Annotated in this window: 17 protein-coding genes and 2 pseudogenes; 15 read left to right on the top strand and 4 right to left on the bottom strand. The window is 36.8% G+C overall.

Translation table 11 applies throughout. The features are described 5' to 3' along the window. Window positions 1-51: 51 nt before the first annotated feature. From LZP85_RS08765 to LZP85_RS08730, 8 genes are all read left to right on the top strand, one after another. Window positions 52-960, top strand: a complete 909-nt coding sequence (locus LZP85_RS08765) for a DMT family transporter (RefSeq protein ID WP_206782358.1) — start codon at window positions 52-54, stop codon at window positions 958-960. A 100-nt stretch (window positions 961-1,060) separates the two neighbouring features. Beyond that, entirely contained in the window at window positions 1,061-1,903 is an 843-nt protein-coding gene (locus tag LZP85_RS08760; protein WP_119543872.1) for an N-acetylmuramoyl-L-alanine amidase, read from the top strand. A gap of 137 nt (window positions 1,904-2,040) precedes the next feature. Next, entirely contained in the window at window positions 2,041-2,982 is a 942-nt protein-coding gene (locus LZP85_RS08755; RefSeq protein WP_025910999.1) for a nuclease-related domain-containing protein, read from the top strand. Window positions 2,983-3,120: 138 nt separating this feature from the next. Continuing rightward, window positions 3,121-3,525: a GNAT family N-acetyltransferase gene (locus LZP85_RS08750; protein WP_226639173.1), complete on the top strand. Its 405-nt coding sequence runs from the start codon at window positions 3,121-3,123 to the stop codon at window positions 3,523-3,525. An 80-nt stretch (window positions 3,526-3,605) separates the two neighbouring features. Further along, entirely contained in the window at window positions 3,606-4,451 is an 846-nt protein-coding gene (locus LZP85_RS08745) for a DUF2971 domain-containing protein (RefSeq protein ID WP_234562153.1), read from the top strand. 47 nt (window positions 4,452-4,498) lie between these two features. After that, window positions 4,499-4,648: a hypothetical protein gene (locus tag LZP85_RS08740; RefSeq protein WP_169799843.1), complete on the top strand. Its 150-nt coding sequence runs from the start codon at window positions 4,499-4,501 to the stop codon at window positions 4,646-4,648. A 97-nt stretch (window positions 4,649-4,745) separates the two neighbouring features. Further along, window positions 4,746-5,759, top strand: a complete 1,014-nt coding sequence (locus LZP85_RS08735; protein ID WP_076512947.1) for an acyltransferase family protein — start codon at window positions 4,746-4,748, stop codon at window positions 5,757-5,759. Between the two features lie 15 nt (window positions 5,760-5,774). Beyond that, window positions 5,775-7,112 (top strand): MATE family efflux transporter, encoded by a 1,338-nt coding sequence (locus tag LZP85_RS08730; RefSeq protein ID WP_076512948.1) that lies wholly within the window; start codon window positions 5,775-5,777, stop codon window positions 7,110-7,112. Between the two features lie 51 nt (window positions 7,113-7,163). Here LZP85_RS08730 and LZP85_RS08725 read toward each other — a convergent pair whose 3' ends face one another. The 3 genes and pseudogenes from LZP85_RS08725 to LZP85_RS08715 form a co-directional block, all read right to left on the bottom strand. Beyond that, the gene (locus LZP85_RS08725) at window positions 7,164-7,343 is read right to left on the bottom strand and encodes a DUF4083 family protein (RefSeq protein WP_076512949.1); all 180 of its coding nucleotides are present in this window, start codon (window positions 7,341-7,343) and stop codon (window positions 7,164-7,166) included. Window positions 7,344-7,546: 203 nt separating this feature from the next. After that, window positions 7,547-7,723: pseudogene (locus tag LZP85_RS08720) on the bottom strand (PLP-dependent aminotransferase family protein); the annotation flags it as partial. A gap of 98 nt (window positions 7,724-7,821) precedes the next feature. Beyond that, complete coding sequence (locus LZP85_RS08715; RefSeq protein ID WP_025911008.1) at window positions 7,822-8,010, bottom strand: hypothetical protein; 189 nt, start codon at window positions 8,008-8,010, stop codon at window positions 7,822-7,824. Window positions 8,011-8,183: 173 nt separating this feature from the next. Between LZP85_RS08715 and fbpA the strand changes: the two genes are divergently transcribed. After that, window positions 8,184-8,366, top strand: coding sequence for a Fur-regulated basic protein FbpA (gene fbpA, locus LZP85_RS08710; protein WP_025911010.1), 183 nt, complete (start codon window positions 8,184-8,186; stop codon window positions 8,364-8,366). Here fbpA and LZP85_RS20875 read toward each other — a convergent pair. Beyond that, window positions 8,352-9,245, bottom strand: a pseudogene (locus LZP85_RS20875) (sigma 54-interacting transcriptional regulator); the annotation flags it as partial. The gene fbpA and the pseudogene LZP85_RS20875 sit on opposite strands and share 15 nt — an antisense overlap. 142 nt (window positions 9,246-9,387) lie before the next feature. Here LZP85_RS20875 and LZP85_RS08700 point away from each other — a divergent pair. The 6 genes from LZP85_RS08700 to LZP85_RS08675 all read left to right on the top strand — a co-directional run bounded on the left by LZP85_RS08700 (window position 9,388) and on the right by LZP85_RS08675 (window position 15,675). Beyond that, entirely contained in the window at window positions 9,388-10,662 is a 1,275-nt protein-coding gene (locus LZP85_RS08700; protein WP_206833491.1) for an AAA family ATPase, read from the top strand. A gap of 75 nt (window positions 10,663-10,737) precedes the next feature. Next, window positions 10,738-10,995 carry a hypothetical protein gene (locus LZP85_RS08695; protein ID WP_206833490.1) on the top strand — a complete coding sequence of 86 codons (258 nt, stop codon included), beginning with the start codon at window positions 10,738-10,740 and terminating at the stop codon, window positions 10,993-10,995. A gap of 362 nt (window positions 10,996-11,357) precedes the next feature. Next, window positions 11,358-12,005 (top strand): RNA polymerase sporulation sigma factor SigH, encoded by a 648-nt coding sequence (sigH, locus tag LZP85_RS08690; protein WP_061785188.1) that lies wholly within the window; start codon window positions 11,358-11,360, stop codon window positions 12,003-12,005. Between the two features lie 213 nt (window positions 12,006-12,218). Continuing rightward, entirely contained in the window at window positions 12,219-14,096 is a 1,878-nt protein-coding gene (gene htpG / locus LZP85_RS08685; protein ID WP_226639176.1) for a molecular chaperone HtpG, read from the top strand. Window positions 14,097-14,187: 91 nt separating this feature from the next. Continuing rightward, complete coding sequence (locus LZP85_RS08680; protein WP_076513024.1) at window positions 14,188-14,934, top strand: alpha/beta hydrolase; 747 nt, start codon at window positions 14,188-14,190, stop codon at window positions 14,932-14,934. Between the two features lie 288 nt (window positions 14,935-15,222). Next, complete coding sequence (locus LZP85_RS08675) at window positions 15,223-15,675, top strand: SDR family oxidoreductase (protein WP_206833488.1); 453 nt, start codon at window positions 15,223-15,225, stop codon at window positions 15,673-15,675. Window positions 15,676-16,003 lie beyond the last annotated feature (328 nt).

The following is a 16,003-nucleotide window of genomic DNA, read 5'->3' as shown; positions in this document are numbered from 1 at the left end:
TTATACCAGGACAGATTTTTGGTACAAATGAAAAAGTAGGAGTGAAATAAGATGAGCATAAATAAACAAGAAAAGACAGGGTTACTTTTGGGTTTAATTGGCGTAATTTGTTTTAGTTTTACCCTTCCCGCAACGCGTATAGCAACAGAGTACTTAGGAACTACATTCGTTGGCTTAGGAAGAACCGTGATTGCCTCCATTTTAGTAGCTATTATATTAATGGTTCGAAAAGAAAGAATCCCCACACTTTTACAATTTAAAAGCTTACTTATTGTTTCGCTTGGTACTGTTTTGGCGTTTCCTTTACTTACGAGCTGGGCAATGAAAACTCTACCTGTATCTCACGGAGCTGTAGAATTAGCGCTTTTACCCTTAGCCACAGCAGGCTTTGCGATCATTAGAGCAAATGAAGCTCCTTCGCTTACGTTTTGGATTTCAAGCTTAATCGGCTCTTTGTCAGTCATTATCTATGCCATGCACCTCGGTTTTGGGCAATTACACTATGCAGACTTGGCCCTATTGGCGGCTGTTATTATCCTCGGCCTTAGCTATGCTGAAGGCGGAAAGTTATCAAAAGAGTTAGGCAGTTGGCAAGTCATTGCTTGGGCAATTATTATAGGTGCTCCATTTTTTATTATTCCTGTTGCTTTAGACATTTCTACTGAAATGACTCAGGTCCCCTTAAAAGCTTGGCTGAGCTTTGCGTATCTAGCAGTAGTCAGTCAGTTTCTAGCCTATGTAGCTTGGTACAGCGGAATGGCGATGGGCGGCATTTTAAAAATAAGTCAAATTCAATATCTACAGCCGTTTCTGATGATTGTTTTTGCAGCGCTCTTTTTGAACGAATCTATTACATTCTTTACAATTGTAACGGCTGTGGTTGTAGTAATAGCAGTCATTGTAGGTAAAAATACTGGAGTCACGAAGAAAAGTTCTGCATCAATCAAACAATCAAGATAGATGCCGTAAATATGTATAGAAAAGAATAGTTTATAGGCTTGTATCCGTTACCAAACCTCCCATCTTTCATAAGCTAATAGAGAAGGGAGAGACAAGTCATATGAAAAAGATTTATCTTGATGCCGGCCATGGCGGCACGGACTCAGGTGCAGTCGGTAATGGCTTATTAGAAAAAAATCTTGTTTTAAAGCTTCAGCAATACATGATTAGTTTTTTGAATACAAACTATACTGGTTTTACACTTCAAACAACGCGCACAACGGATACGTTTTTAAGTTTGTCAGAACGCGCTTCTAAAGCAAATGCTTGGGGAGCTGATGTATTCATGTCTATTCATGTAAACGCTGGTGGTGGTACAGGCTATGAGGATTATATTTACAATGGATCCGTCAGCTCAGCAACCGTAAACTATCGCAATCGCGTGCACGAACAGGTCATTCCTGTACTAGCAGCTTATAACCATACAAATCGAGGCAAAAAAGCAGCAAACTTTGCGGTTTTACGCTTAACGAATATGCCAGCTGTTTTAACTGAAATTGCGTTTATTGATACAACGAAGGATGCAAATCTTTTAAAAAATGAAGCTTTCTTACAAGCAATGGCAAATGCATACGCAAGAGGGATTGCGGTGTATTTAAATTTACCTGTTCGCCAATCAACGGTTTATACCATTCAAGCAGGAGATACGTTTTATAAAATTGCGACTATGTATAACATTACCGTTGAAGCGCTGAGAAATGCGAATCCTGGCGTTAATCCAACTACTCTACAGATTGGCCAGGAAATCTATGTTCCTGTGCGCACATATATAGTAAAAGCAGGAGATACGCTGTATAAAATCGCAGGGATGTATAGCGTAACAGTTCAACAAATCCAAGCAGCGAACCCAGGTATTGACCCATCTGCACTTCAAATTGGTCAACAAATTAGGATTCCTTCATAAAAAAGTAGAAAAAGGGCTTATCTTTAAGCTCTTTTTCGCTTATAATAGCGCTTTAGAGTAGGTGTTTAGGTTCATTTTTTTTGAATCTCTTTTTATAGACGGAAAAAAATTCTATAATAGACATAAGGAGGAGAGGTATGTACATTGTTTATATTATTGGCACAATCTTAATTCTAGGGTTAATAACGACTTGTATTTACCTTTATCGCCGAAATGTACAAGTCGAAGAGAAGTATGTTACCCAGCTGGAGCTAGCACAAAAGGAAGCGGCTGTTTCCATCGCTGCTTGTGAAGAAGAATACAAACAGAAGAAACAAGCTGATTTAACAGAGAAAGAAGAGCACTACAAAAATATTATCAGAGATTTACGAGAAAAACATACGGCTCAGCTAATTAAATCGACAAAGTATATAAAAAGCTTGGAAGCTTTTTCGAAAAATAAAGGTGAAATTGTTATTCATAAAACGTTAACGACATTACAAACAAACTTAATTCATAAAAATAAGATTACAGCTGATGACATGATTATTATGGGAAACGTTTTTATGCCTTATTACATGAACGAACAGCTATTTATTCGACAAATTGACCACGTTGTTTTAATGAAAACTGGTATTTATTTGATTGAAGTGAAGAACTGGAGCGGAGATATTCTTTATGGTATTCGAAAAGACCAGATTCATGAGCTGTCATTTTTAGTCGATTCACTATCCACTCGGGTAGCACGAACCGAAGAGCAAACCTTTGTATTTACGAAAACAAGTGAAGGTGAGATTAAAGTAATGAGTAAGCCTCATCCTGGAAAAGAAGTCCAGCAACACGCGGCTAGCTTAAAGTCTTACTTGCAAAAATTACGTCGCGATATACCTGTAGTAACACCAATCGTTTATTTTAACGGTGATTATAATACGAGTGTAAAAAACTACTCACAAAACCATTCACTTTGCTTTTCTACTAAAGATGACCTATCTGTCTTTTTCACTGAACAGTTAAAACAACAGCCTATCTATACAACAGAAGACTTAAAGATGTTTAAAGAAACGCTTGAAAAAGCAAGTTATCATTTCATTCATTCCTAGTTGTTAAAACGAACATAGCTTACTAAGGTAAAAGAGTAGTATACGTATTGACTAAAATGGAAAGTAAATATCTAAAATATGTTGTGTAAAAAGTGCTTTTATAAGCACTTTTTTTCATCAAGAAAGGATGGGAACCAATTGAATGTTCGTCAAATTTCAAAAGAAGACACGTGGCAACTTAGGCAAAGCGTAATGTGGCGGGATAAGAATATTGAGTATGTGAAAATAGACAACGATCATGAAGGAATTCATTACGGGCTATTTGATCATAATGAGCTTTGTTCAGTAATTTCACTCTTTGTCCAAGGTGATACAGCTCAGTTTCGTAAATTTGCGACTGATACAAGTCGTCAAGGAAAAGGCTACGGTACGACTTTACTAAATTACGTCATAAATGAAGCGAAAGAGATGAATACAAAAATAATTTGGTGCAACGCCAGAAAGAACAAGACCACCTACTATAAAAAATTTGGTTTAACGCCTTCTAATGAGACGTTTCAAAAGGGCGGCGTTGACTATGTTATTATGTCAAGACACCTATAATTTTGTTTGATTTTGAAAAAATATCCTGACATGGTGCTATAATGTAAATATCGATGATTATAGTAAAGCAGGTGAAATGAATGGATCTAGGTTATAAAGACAAAGCCGCGCACCATGCGATGGGCTTTGAATCAAGCTATGACTATTATGATGAGCAGTACAAGATTAACGACAATCCAACTGTTTGGCGCTATATGAACGCAGATCATTTTGAGTCCTTGCTATCTACAAAATCACTATTTTTCACAAAGCCCACTGCGTTTCTAGATCCTCTTTCTACGAATTACACGATGTGGAATATGCGCGATGTTGATAAATCCATATTTGCAACCACGGAAGATTTCAAAAGCTATCTTGAAAAGATCTATGAATATTCAGCATTGTCCTCTTGGCATATAAATGAGCATGAGTCAGCAGGGATGTGGGATTTGTTTTTGAAATCTCAAGATGGCATCGCCATTCGCACGACATACGACCGATTATTAGGAAGTATTAAGGATTTACGCTATAAAGTTTTTGCGCGTAAAGTTCAGTACATTGATTTTGCTAAAAAGCAAGTGAGTGAAAATATCTTTGATACGCTTTTTTATAAGCGAAAATCGTACAGCTATGAAAACGAACTGCGTCTGCTTATTATCGCAAGTCGAATTGACGCATGGAAGAGCCAGCAGCTTTTTATTAAAGAAGAAATCTATGCTAGCGAATGGCAATCGCGTATGGACGCTTTAAAAGAAAGATCTTTTGCATTTTCTCATCTGCACGGAAATCTTGTACGCTGTGACCTGGCTCATTTATTTACACAGATATACGTGTCACCCAAAAGTTCTCCTGCTTTTGTTCAAAAAATAAAAGCGTTATTAAGCGAGCACGGCTTAGCCTATAAGGATGTTATTCAGTCTGATTTAGCGAGAGACTATATATATTAACCGTATGAAATTTCTCTTCTCACTCCATTATAAGAATGGAGGTGTAGATGATGAAGCAACCGGTTGTAATCTGTCCAAAATGTCAGTCTGCAAGCGAATTAGGATCTGTGTTAACCGCACAGTCCAATCAAAACGTCATTTATCATTGCTCGCAATGTGACTATCAGCTTCGCAACGTATATACGAATAAAGGATGATGATCTAACAAGAAAAGTCAAGGTGTTGCACCACTTTGACTTTTCTTGTTGTTCATAGTTCAATAAGTTTTATAGTTAAAAAGAAAGGGTACTTCACATGAGAGAACATAAGAGGTGGGTTGACGTCCTTAAGGGGGTTGGCATTTCTGCTGTCGTTATAAGTCACAGTGGACACGAACTGGCGCAGCATTATCTATTTTGGTTTCATATGCCGCTATTTTTTATGATTAGCGGCTATTTATTTTTTGAAAAACAAAGTCTTAATTCATTAAATAGGTGGGTTGTCAAAAAAACGATTAGCCTTATGGTTCCATACGTATCATTTGGGCTTTTGATTCTAGGATATATTACATGGAAGACTAATGACTTTGCGGCTATTCCTTCCACTTTAGAATCCCTTCTATATGGAGGAAGAGCACTAGGTTTTTATTACGGCGTTTTTTGGTTTGTTCCATGCTTACTTTTAACACAAATTTTATTCGGCTATTTGGTTTTCTTTATACAATCCAAGCTAATAAAAATAGTTATTTTTATGACCATCTATGTAATGGCATATTTGTATTCTGTTTCAAAAATTCACACACAATTTATTATGCCTTGGAGTATGGATACAGTTCTAATGGCTATGACTTATTATGCAATTGGCTATTTCTTTAAAGAACGATTAACTACTGGGCTCAATAAAATTACGCAGCTAGTCTGTAGCGTGTTTATTCTTTTAGTCATTTTATTAGATTACAGCAGGCTGTTAAACTACGAGCTGGATTTAAAAGTAAATATGTATAATCATTTTGGTCTTGATCTTTTATTGCCAATAGCTATTGTTTTGCTATTGATACAAGGCAGTAAACTTATTCAAAGTAGTATATTGGGCGCAGTGTTTGAGAAATTTGGACAAGCATCTTTAACGATTATGTTTTTACACGTTCCAATTCAAATTATTTTGCGCGAAAATATTAGTTTGCATCCGCTTATCATTGGAGTCGTTAGTTTACTAATCAGTTTTTGTGCCCATATGATTTTTAATTCTTTTTTAGTTGCCAGACGCGTTTTCTTAGGCAAAATCTATGGAACAAGCAAAGAAAAGAATAGGAGTTATTATAGTCACTAAAGGAGTTTTAGTTATATGAAGCAATACAATTTTACTGAGGGCTCAATCTTAAAGCAGCTCATTTTCTTTTCAACGCCAGTGCTATTAACGAATTTGCTTCAGGTATCTTATCAGTTCATTGATAGTCTATGGGTCGGTAATTTATTAGGGTCTGATGCTTTAGGAGCCATTGCGGTTTCAGGTACCGTTATTTTTACGATCTTATCATTTATTATTGGAATTAATAATGCCAGCTTAACAATTTTATCTCAGCAAAAAGGAAACGATGATAAAGAAGGGCTATCTCGTTATTTAAATGCGTTTGTTGTGATATTATCGGCTTTAGCAATCTTACTTGGCGTCATTGGCTTTTTAAACTCAGAGACAATCTTGAAGTTACTGGGCACTCCTGAAACAATGCTTGTCCACGCTACAACATACTTACAAATTAACTTTGTCGGAATTTTATTTTTGTTCGGGTACAACTTTATCGGTACTGTACTACGAGCAGTAGGAGATAGTAAAACCCCGCTGCGATTTGTGTTTATCTCGGTTATTTTAAATGCTGTGCTTGATCCAATCTTTATCTGGACGTTTGATTTAGGCATTGCAGGAGCTGCGTATGCAACCATTTTATCTCAGGGCTTTGCGTTCATTTACGGTCTCATGTATATTCTTAAAAAGCAGCTTGTACCGTTTTCAATTCCCACTTTACCCAAGGGAGAAGAAACGGCTCTTATCTTTAAATTAGGTATTCCATCCGGTCTACAAATGACCGTTATTTCAGCCGGCGTTATGGCAATCATGAGCGTAGTTACATCTTTTGGAAACGATGCAGTTGCTGGATTTGGCGCAGCTCAACGCTTAGATAGCATTCTTATGCTTCCAGCGATGGCGCTTGGAACGTCTGTGAGCAGTATGGCAGGGCAAAACATCGGTGCAGGGAAGTGGAGTCGTGTGAATCAAATAGGCCTATATGGAGTTGTATATAACTTTGCAATTATGATGGTTGTAGCGGTTATCATCTTTTTCTTAGCAGAGTGGGCGACTCGCCTATTTATTCAAGACGAAGGAGCCGTGGCGTTTGGTACACATTATTTAAAAGTCGTCGCTTTCTTTTATCCGTTCCTTGGCATTAACTTTATTTTAAACGGAGTTGTAAGAGCGTCAGGAGCGATGTTTGCGATTCTCGTGTTAAACATTATTTCATTTTGGGTGCTACGTTATCCGCTCACGTATTTATTCGCTAAGTGGCTAGGTGAAACGGGTATCGGACTTGGCATGGGTACGAGTTTTGTAATAAGCAGCATTATCGCATTTGTTTATTACAAATATGGAAAATGGGATCAGAAACAAATTTTCGCTTCTAAATAAAGCACTGTAAAACCCCTCTTATTGTCTTTGGAAATAGGAGGGGTTTTATTATTATTGTTTGTCTTTATTCAATTTCTCAGTAATCTCTTTCACTTGTTGTTCTATTCGATTAAGCTGTTTTTTGCTCTTTAAAAATGAACGAAACAAAAATACTAGAAGTGCAATAAACAAGACGATAAGTCCAAAAGTCACGAGTTGAAATATAATATCACCAATGTTGTACGTACTCATATAAAACAATCCTCCGTTAAAAATGAAAATATAACCATTATTTTAACATAAAATTACATATAAAAGTAGGTGGAATAGTAAATTGGTAGTATAAATAGAATTAAGATTCTAAGTTAAAGGCAGAATGAACAAAAGTAACTCCTTTGTACTCTGCTTTATTCTGCCTTTATCCCAATCTCGATAAAATATCTCTTGCTTCGTTTTTAATATTCGCTACACACTTCAAATAAAACATTTACCCCCTTTTCTAATTCCTCTAATGACGCGTACGCATACGACAGACGAATATGATATAGATCCCTTGTTTCATAAATGTAGCCAGGATTAATTAGAACATTTTGCTTTAGCAAATTAAGAAATAGTGCTTTATTTATATGGGGAACTGCTGTTTATTTAATAATAGGACTCTTTTAACCTAAAACAAAAACAAGCATCTGAAGGAGTATGTCGGATGCTTGTTTAGCGTTCTTTTTTACCCTCATGTTTCTCCGCAGCATTTTTTGTTACTACTATTCCCGTTAACCCGGCCGGCCGTCATACTAATGAGAAAGCTCCACAAGAGGTAGCGCCATTCTCCTGTAAACAGCGCAACACATAAAAAGACAAGGACTTGCCCAATAAAAGCAAACCACGAAGCGAACCAAGCTAAGCGTAGATGTTCTTTCATTACATTACTCCAGAGCATTTCATCTTTTTTTCACGAATTCTACCTATTCTATACCTATTCAATCTTTTTTATTTCATGTTTTTAATCGCAAACATCGGGTAAAGATAGAGAGTGCTTACAAATATAAGATAATGACAATAAAGAAAAAACAAGCAACGAAAGGGGAAGCGGTCATGCAATCCTATGAACAACACCTAGAAACCCAGCGTGAACGAGTACTACACCAGCTCATTAATTACGGATGCTATAAGGCAAAAGATGGACGACATTTATATGAGCTTTCTATGCTCGAATTAAAAACGATGTACACAGAAATCCAGAAGCAGCGCATTAACTCCGTGCTAGGAGAGCGATAACTTAAGTTTTTCAGCCGCTACATAACCTTTTCGAGTTAATTTTGTGCCACCACGTCCTTTTTGCTTCATCACTAATCCTTTTTCTTCTAACATCTCTAAACGATAGCGCACCTGCTGCTCAGAAAGAGGCGTGTGGGATGCTTCAGCAAACTCAACCAAACGCTTGCGACTAGGCGTAACTCCTTGCCTAGTTAACGCATAAATGCCCTTCAATAAAATCAACTCATCCATCCCAAGCTCTTCAAGACTAGAATCTGATTGGTTCTGGTCTTTTTGATAATCACTTAGTTCAAAGAAACTGTTAGAAGGTAAATCATCAATGCTGACTTCATTCTCGTCACAAACTGCTAGCATATACTTCACCGTATTCTTTAATTCTCGTACATTTCCATACCAAGGATAATGAGATAGTGCTTCAATGACTTGTGGCTGGATATAAACATCCGGCTGTTCACTTTCTTGAATAAAGCGCGCCATTAAAATAGATAAATCACCGGTTCGTTTTCGCAAAGGTGGAAGCTTTAAATATAGCACTTTCAAACGATGGTATAGATCACGGCGAAACGCGCCTTCGGTAATTATGCTTTGCAAATCACAGTTTGTAGCTGCGATAATTCGAACATCAATAGGGATGTTTTTGGTCCCACCAACTCTTCGAACCTCTTTTTCTTGCAGCACACGCAATAGCCTAGCCTGTAGCTTAGGGCTGCTGTCACCAATTTCATCTAAAAAAATGGTCCCTCCATGACCTTGCTCAAAAATCCCTTGTTTCCCACCTTTTTTTGCACCGGTAAATGCGCCTTCTTCATAGCCAAACAGCTCGCTTTCTAGTAGATCTTCGGATAACGCACTAAAATTGACGGCTAAGAATGGTCCATTTCAATGCTCTTTTTCTTCGTTTTTACTGTCGCATAGTTGTTCTGTTATTTCTTTCAAATGTTCTAACGTTATGTACATAAAAGAAGTCAACGTATGTAAAATGTTGTATAATTAGACATATTAAACCTGAAGGAGACACTACATGACAAAAACGAAACAAGCTTTAGTTCAATTTTCAGCTAAGACAATCGATGAAGCGCCTGAGTACTACAGCTACGCTTTTCCTGTTCAGAAGATTAAAGAGTATTTAAAAACAAAGACAGGTCACGATTTCCAACTATATGTTGATAGCGATACGTCTAATGAGATTTGGGAAGTACTTGAAGAAGATCTAGAGCTTCACCCTGAAAGTGTTACGGAACTCGCTTCCGTTTTTGACTGCTTAGAAATGGGGATTATTTCTTCCAATCATACAGACAAAGAAATGGAGCTTATTTTAAAACCATCGCTCTACAATCACCTTTATTATTATGAAAAGCATAACCTAGCGCTTGTGCGTATGCCTGCTTTTCAAAAGAACGAATTGACTCAGTATGACTACATTTTGGCATCAAGTGAAGAAAGCCTATCATCCTTTTTAGACTATGTGTTAAAACGTAAGCGGGACTATATTAAAGATTACGTGACCATTTTTATTGATACAGAAGATGGTGTTGAAAATCATAAAGAGAAGATTACAACGCTTGTTAAGCGGGACGAAGTTTTTTTAGAAGATAAGCTCAAAAATCAAATCTATCGTTCTATTGACGAATTTTTCACAAACGGCGGAGAGTTTTTTCATACGTATCAAATTCCATATAAACGTGGAATCTTATTGTATGGAAAGCCTGGAAACGGTAAAACAACGCTTGTCAAATCGATTGCAACGAGTATTGAAGCTCCCGTTGCCTATTGGCAAATTACTGAGTATACGTCCAGTTATTCGATTCAAGAAGTATTTTCTTCCGTTGCAAAAATGAGTCCGATGGTGCTCGTTATTGAAGATATTGACTCTATGCCTCAAGGAATTCGCTCTGTCTTTTTAAATACTCTTGATGGCGCGACATCTAAAGAGGGGATTTACTTAATCGGCACAACCAATTATCCAGAACGTATTGATCCCGCGCTTATTAACCGCTCCGGGCGATTTGACCGCGCCTATGAAATTAAGCTTCCAACACCGAGACTTCGCGAACAGTATCTTGTGAAGAAAAACAGCAGGAATCTTTTGACGGCAGAAGAAATTAAAGAGCTTGTTTCCGTTACAAATGAATTTTCATATGCGCAGCTTAATGAGCTGTATAACAGCATTGCTCTTCAAAAACATTATGAAGATAATGTCAACATCATCGATATTTGTAACGAATTAAAGGCAGATAATAAAAAAGGCCAGCGTAATGCTTGGTCAAATAACGATGAAGCGAATATTGGATTTTAAACCAATACTTTTTTGTAACATAAAAAACCAATTTTACGATCTAGTGTAAAATTGGTTTTTTCGAAGATTAGGAGAATGTATGATGAACCTTTTTACTTTAATCATGAAAACTACACGGGTAATCACTTGCACGTAGACAGCTGGCAAGACGAGAACACAGCGTATTTAGAAGGTATTGCTTTGGAACGAAAAAATGGAACAATGGATGTGTTTTTTCAAGGGACTGATTTACTGTCAGACGAAATGAAGAAAAAAGGAAACATTCATGAAACATTCGGCATTTTTTTAGGGAATGTTAAAAACGCTGGGGATGCCTGTAACCTCTTTTGGTGATGGGTTCAAAACAATCCTTTATAAGCAGTCGTTTTTTAGCTACATAAGGCGATTCGACAGAGCTTGCTAACAAAAGTTTAAATTTTCAGATAAATACATTAGAATTTTTTGTAAACACTTTCACATTTCGACAACGTTTTCAAAAAAGAGTCTGTATACTAATATCCAGGGAGAGGCATTCAAGGGAATAAGTTTGACGTCACCGTTAATTGATCTGTGCATTGGGTTTTCAAACTAAACAGTATTCATTCTAATAAACGGACACTACGTTTTATGTCACTTTGCCATTATGGACCCTTGAAAGAAAAGCAGAAAATAGCAATCTACATCAACATTCAATAGAGGTCAACGGGGGGATATAAATGAGTATTCACATTGAGTTAAAGATGATGAGAAACTACGAAATACTAGAAGACATGACACTAGTCGAATTAGCACACACAGGCGATGATGAGTCGCTCAATCACTTGATTAATCGCTATCGTAATTTTGTACGAGCAAAAGCACGTCCTTATTTTCTCATTGGTGCTGAGCGAGAAGACCTTATTCAAGAAGGCATGATTGGCTTATATAAAGCCATTCGTGATTTTAAAGAAGATAAAACGAGTTCATTCCGAAGTTTTGCAGAGCTCTGCATCACAAGGCAGATCTTAACAGCTATTAAAACAGCGACTCGTCAAAAACACGGACCGCTTAACTCATCCGTGTCGTTGGACAAGCCGCTTTCGGATGATGAATCAAACTATACACTTTTAGATTTACTATCAGAAGAAAATCGTACAAACCCTGAAATGATGCTGATTAACCGTGAAAAATCACTTGATATGCAGATGAAAATTTCTGAATTATTAAGCGAATTAGAACGAAATGTACTAAACCTTCACTTAGAGGGGAAATCTTATTTAGAGATTTCTAACGAGCTACAGACGCATGTAAAGTCAATTGATAATGCCCTGCAGCGCGTGAAGAAAAAGCTCGAGCGCAACTTACAAATTAAGCAAGCAATTTAACATCAAAAACAGCATTTAGACGCCTAAATGCTGTTTTTGATGTTATTGGAAATATCAGATTACATAATAGAATCCTTATTTAAACTACGGTGTTCTTTTCAATAAAATCTATTGACATATTTATCAAAAATATGATAATTAAATAGTGATTAGCACTCCGGACAAAAGAGTGCTAATCATCTACATATTCATGCAACGGGAAGGAGATTTTTTATGACAAAGAAAGAATTTAAAGCTGAATCAAAACGACTGCTCGACATGATGATTCATTCGATTTATTCTCAAAAAGAAATTTTCTTACGCGAGCTCATTTCAAACGCAAGTGATGCGATTGATAAAATCTATTACAAAGCGTTAACAGATGAATCACTATCATTTGAAAAAGATCGTTACTTTATTAAAGTAACGGCAGATAAAGAAAAACGTACGCTTACTATTAAAGATACAGGTATTGGCATGACGCAGGAAGAGTTGGAAAACAACCTTGGCACAATTGCGAAAAGCGGCTCTTTGGCGTTTAAAGCTGAAAATGAAGCAAAAGATGGACACGATATTATCGGTCAATTTGGCGTTGGTTTTTACTCAGCGTTTATGGTTGCTGATGAAGTAACCGTGACGTCAAAAGCACTTGGAAGCGATACTGCTTACCGCTGGAATTCAGAAGGAGCAGACGGCTATACGATTGAGCCTTGTAAAAAAGCCGAAGTTGGTACAGAAATCGTCTTAAAGATTAAAGAAAATACGGAAGAAGATCAGTATGATGAGTATTTAGAAGAGTATCGCTTAAAAGCTATTGTTAAAAAGTATTCAGACTTTATTCGCTACCCAATTAAAATGGACGTTACTGAGAGCAAACCAAAAGAAGGCAGCGATTCTGAGTTTGAACAGGTAACGGAAGAACAAGTCATTAACAGCATGGTGCCAATTTGGCGTAAAAATAAAAGTGAGCTAACAGATGAGGATTACGACGCGTTTTATCAAGAAAAGCGCTATGGTTTTGACAAACCGCTGAAGCACATTCACATTAGCGTGGATGGAATGGTGCGCTACAACGCTATCTTATATATTCCAGAAACAATGCCGTTTGATTACTATTCTCCTGAATATGAAAAAGGCCTAGAGCTTTATTCAAGCGGCGTATTAATCATGAACAAATGCGCGGACCTTCTTCCAGACTACTACAGCTTTGTGAAGGGTCTTGTTGATTCAGAAGACTTATCGCTCAACATTTCACGTGAAATGCTGCAGCATGATCGTCAGCTAAAACTGATTGCGAAAAACATTAAAAATAAGATTACGAGTCAGTTGAAATCCCTTTTAAAAGATGATCGTGAAAAGTATGAAACGTTCTTTGGTACATTTGGTCGCCAGCTAAAATACGGCGTGTACAGCGACTTTGGTGCAAATAAAGATACGCTAAAAGATTTACTATTGTTCTATTCATCAAAAGAGCAAACGCTTGTAACGCTTAAAGAATATATTGAACGTATGCCTGAAGACCAAAAGTATATTTACTACGCATCTGGTGAATCGTATGACCGCATCTCAAAAATGCCACAAACAGAGATGGTTCTTGATAAAGGCTATGAGATTCTTTACTTTACCGATGAAGTGGATGAATTTGCGATTAAGATGCTGATGTCTTATGAAGATAAAGAATTTAAATCTGTTTCAAGCGGTGACTTAGGAATTGAAGCAGATGAAAAAGAAAGCGCAAAAGAAGAAGAAGCTGACAGCAAAGACCTTCTTACGTATATGAAAGAAATGTTAGCAACAAAAGTGAAAGACGTTCGATTATCTAAACGTCTAAAAACTCATCCTGTTTGCTTATCAACTGAAGGTGACGTAACAATTGAGATGGAAAAAATCTTAAAAGCAATGCCAAATAATCAGCAAGTACAAGCTGACAAGATTTTAGAAATCAACCCAAGTCACAACGTGTTCCAAGCGTTAAAAATAGCGTTTGAGCAGGATAAAGAAAAAGCAGAGCTTTACACAAATCTTCTCTACAACCAAGCTCTTCTTATTGAAGGTTTACCGCTTGAAGATCCGATTGAATTTACAAACAACGTGTGTAAAGTGATGGTATAACGTAAAGGAAGCAGAAATGCTTCCTTTTTCAATGCAAAAATGTAACGGTTTACAAATGGTTTTTGGTAAACTAAAAGCGGGAGGGATTTTTATGACAAAATATCCAATAATAGAAGGCGCAGAGCCGTTTTACTTTGAAGGAAACGAAATTGGTATTTTAGTATCGCACGGTTTTACAGGTACTACACACAGTGTGAAGCCTTTGGGGGAAGCTTACCATAAAGCTGGCTATACGGTTTGTGGTCCCCGTTTAAAAGGACACGGCACGCACTACGAAGATATGGAAACGTCAACTTATCAAGAGTGGATTCAATCGGTAGAAGAAGGTTATGCATGGTTAAAAGAGCGCTGCCATACCATCTTTGTGGTCGGTTTATCAATGGGAGGCACACTGACGCTTTATATGGCAGAAAATCATCCCGAAATTAAAGGAATTGTATCAATAAACGCAGCTATTGACATTCCTGCTTTAAATCCACAGGCATTCGAAGCAGATCCTCATACTCGTTTTCTTGATTCAGCTGGATCTGATGTAAAAAAAGAAAACGCAGATGAAATCGGCTATGACAAAACGCCTGTCGCGTCACTTAAAGAACTATATAAGCTGCTTGGAATTGTTAAAAATGATTTACCCAAAATTACTTGCCCGACCCTGATTTTTGTATCCACAGAAGATCACGTTGTTCCACCGCTAAATAGCACATACATAGCTGAAAACATCAGCTCAGCTGAGAAGAAAGCTATAACGCTTGAAAATAGCTACCACGTGGCGACATTAGATAACGATCAGCAAATCATCATCGATGAATCGTTGAAATTCTTTAAAGACTATCAATAAGTAAAGAGCTCTACACTTAGGTGTGGAGCTCTTTACTTATTTTTTGTTAATTTCATAATCCTAAGAACTCCCCAAGCTGCTATTCCAAGAGACAGCGCAAGTAATGCTAGAACGATCAAAATCCCCCAAAAAGTATCCATACTTAATTCACCTCTACTTGTACTACGAAATTACTTTTCGAAAGTTTCAGATTTAAAAACTATATTTTTCCTATTACGGTTGTTGAAGAATGAACATAATCTGGTAGAATTTGAGAATGGTATTTTATTAAAAAGGAGTGTCGGTTTAATGTTGTCAAAAGTACATGTAATTGTAACGGGGGCAGGAGCTGGGATAGGAAAAGAAATTGTCACATCATGTTTAAGTGAAAGAGCTCATGTTGTTGCTTGTGATATCAGCGAAGATTCATTAAATGAACTAAAAGCTTCATATTCAACTAATAAACTTTCTACATATGCAGTTGATGTTGCAGATTATGATAGTGTAAAGGACTTCTTTAAACAAATTAAAGCTACATCTCCAGGAGTCAATGCTTTAGTTAATAATGCTGGGATTTACTTAGCACAAAATTTACTTACATATTCGGAAGAGGAAATTAATAAAGTTTTAGATGTTAATGTGAAAGGAGCGGTTTATTTTTCTCAGTTTTTCGGAAAATACCTCATCGAAAAAGATGCATATGGCACAATTGTCAATATGTCTTCAGTATGGTATGGCTCATGCAAAGATTCATTTTTATGACCCCGATGGAAATAGCCTAGAGTTTATCTGTAAAATTCCAAACCCCACTAATACTGTGGGACGAATGTATTTAAGCGATTGGGAAGCGATTCAATCATAAAGCCTTTTTAAATAAAACAGCTCTTTTCATAAAGTGAGAGGAGCTTAAATTCTATAATTGCTTTAAACTATAGAATGGGGTGATGGAAAATGAACAGCAAACCGATCGATGAATTAACAATTGAAGATTTAAAAAACTATAGAATCTGACAATGGGCGCTAGATGAAGAAGAGAACGAAGAGCAAGATGAAACGTGGGTTCCGCCTGCTTACACGGATAACTTTACAT

This window comes from Priestia flexa (assembly GCF_021441905.1).
GTDB lineage: Bacteria > Bacillota > Bacilli > Bacillales > Bacillaceae_H > Priestia > Priestia flexa.
Note: the sequence above shows the minus strand (reverse complement) of the source record. Positions and strands in the feature narration are given on the sequence as shown.

Bases quoted from the DNA above. Each gene is read 5' to 3' on its own strand.
- LZP85_RS08765 (WP_206782358.1), top strand. From the start codon at position 52: ATGAGCATAAATAAACAAGAAAAGACAGGGTTACTTTTGGGTTTAATT.
- LZP85_RS08760 (WP_119543872.1), top strand. From the start codon at position 1,061: ATGAAAAAGATTTATCTTGATGCCGGCCATGGCGGCACGGACTCAGGT.
- LZP85_RS08755 (WP_025910999.1), top strand. From the start codon at position 2,041: ATGTACATTGTTTATATTATTGGCACAATCTTAATTCTAGGGTTAATA.
- LZP85_RS08745 (WP_234562153.1), top strand. From the start codon at position 3,606: ATGGATCTAGGTTATAAAGACAAAGCCGCGCACCATGCGATGGGCTTT.
- LZP85_RS08740 (WP_169799843.1), top strand. From the start codon at position 4,499: ATGATGAAGCAACCGGTTGTAATCTGTCCAAAATGTCAGTCTGCAAGC.
- LZP85_RS08735 (WP_076512947.1), top strand. From the start codon at position 4,746: ATGAGAGAACATAAGAGGTGGGTTGACGTCCTTAAGGGGGTTGGCATT.
- LZP85_RS08730 (WP_076512948.1), top strand. From the start codon at position 5,775: ATGAAGCAATACAATTTTACTGAGGGCTCAATCTTAAAGCAGCTCATT.
- LZP85_RS08725 (WP_076512949.1), bottom strand. From the start codon at position 7,343: ATGAGTACGTACAACATTGGTGATATTATATTTCAACTCGTGACTTTT.
- LZP85_RS08715 (WP_025911008.1), bottom strand. From the start codon at position 8,010: ATGAAAGAACATCTACGCTTAGCTTGGTTCGCTTCGTGGTTTGCTTTT.
- fbpA (WP_025911010.1), top strand. From the start codon at position 8,184: ATGCAATCCTATGAACAACACCTAGAAACCCAGCGTGAACGAGTACTA.
- LZP85_RS08700 (WP_206833491.1), top strand. From the start codon at position 9,388: ATGACAAAAACGAAACAAGCTTTAGTTCAATTTTCAGCTAAGACAATC.
- LZP85_RS08695 (WP_206833490.1), top strand. From the start codon at position 10,738: ATGTATGATGAACCTTTTTACTTTAATCATGAAAACTACACGGGTAAT.
- sigH (WP_061785188.1), top strand. From the start codon at position 11,358: ATGAGTATTCACATTGAGTTAAAGATGATGAGAAACTACGAAATACTA.
- htpG (WP_226639176.1), top strand. From the start codon at position 12,219: ATGACAAAGAAAGAATTTAAAGCTGAATCAAAACGACTGCTCGACATG.
- LZP85_RS08680 (WP_076513024.1), top strand. From the start codon at position 14,188: ATGACAAAATATCCAATAATAGAAGGCGCAGAGCCGTTTTACTTTGAA.
- LZP85_RS08675 (WP_206833488.1), top strand. From the start codon at position 15,223: ATGTTGTCAAAAGTACATGTAATTGTAACGGGGGCAGGAGCTGGGATA.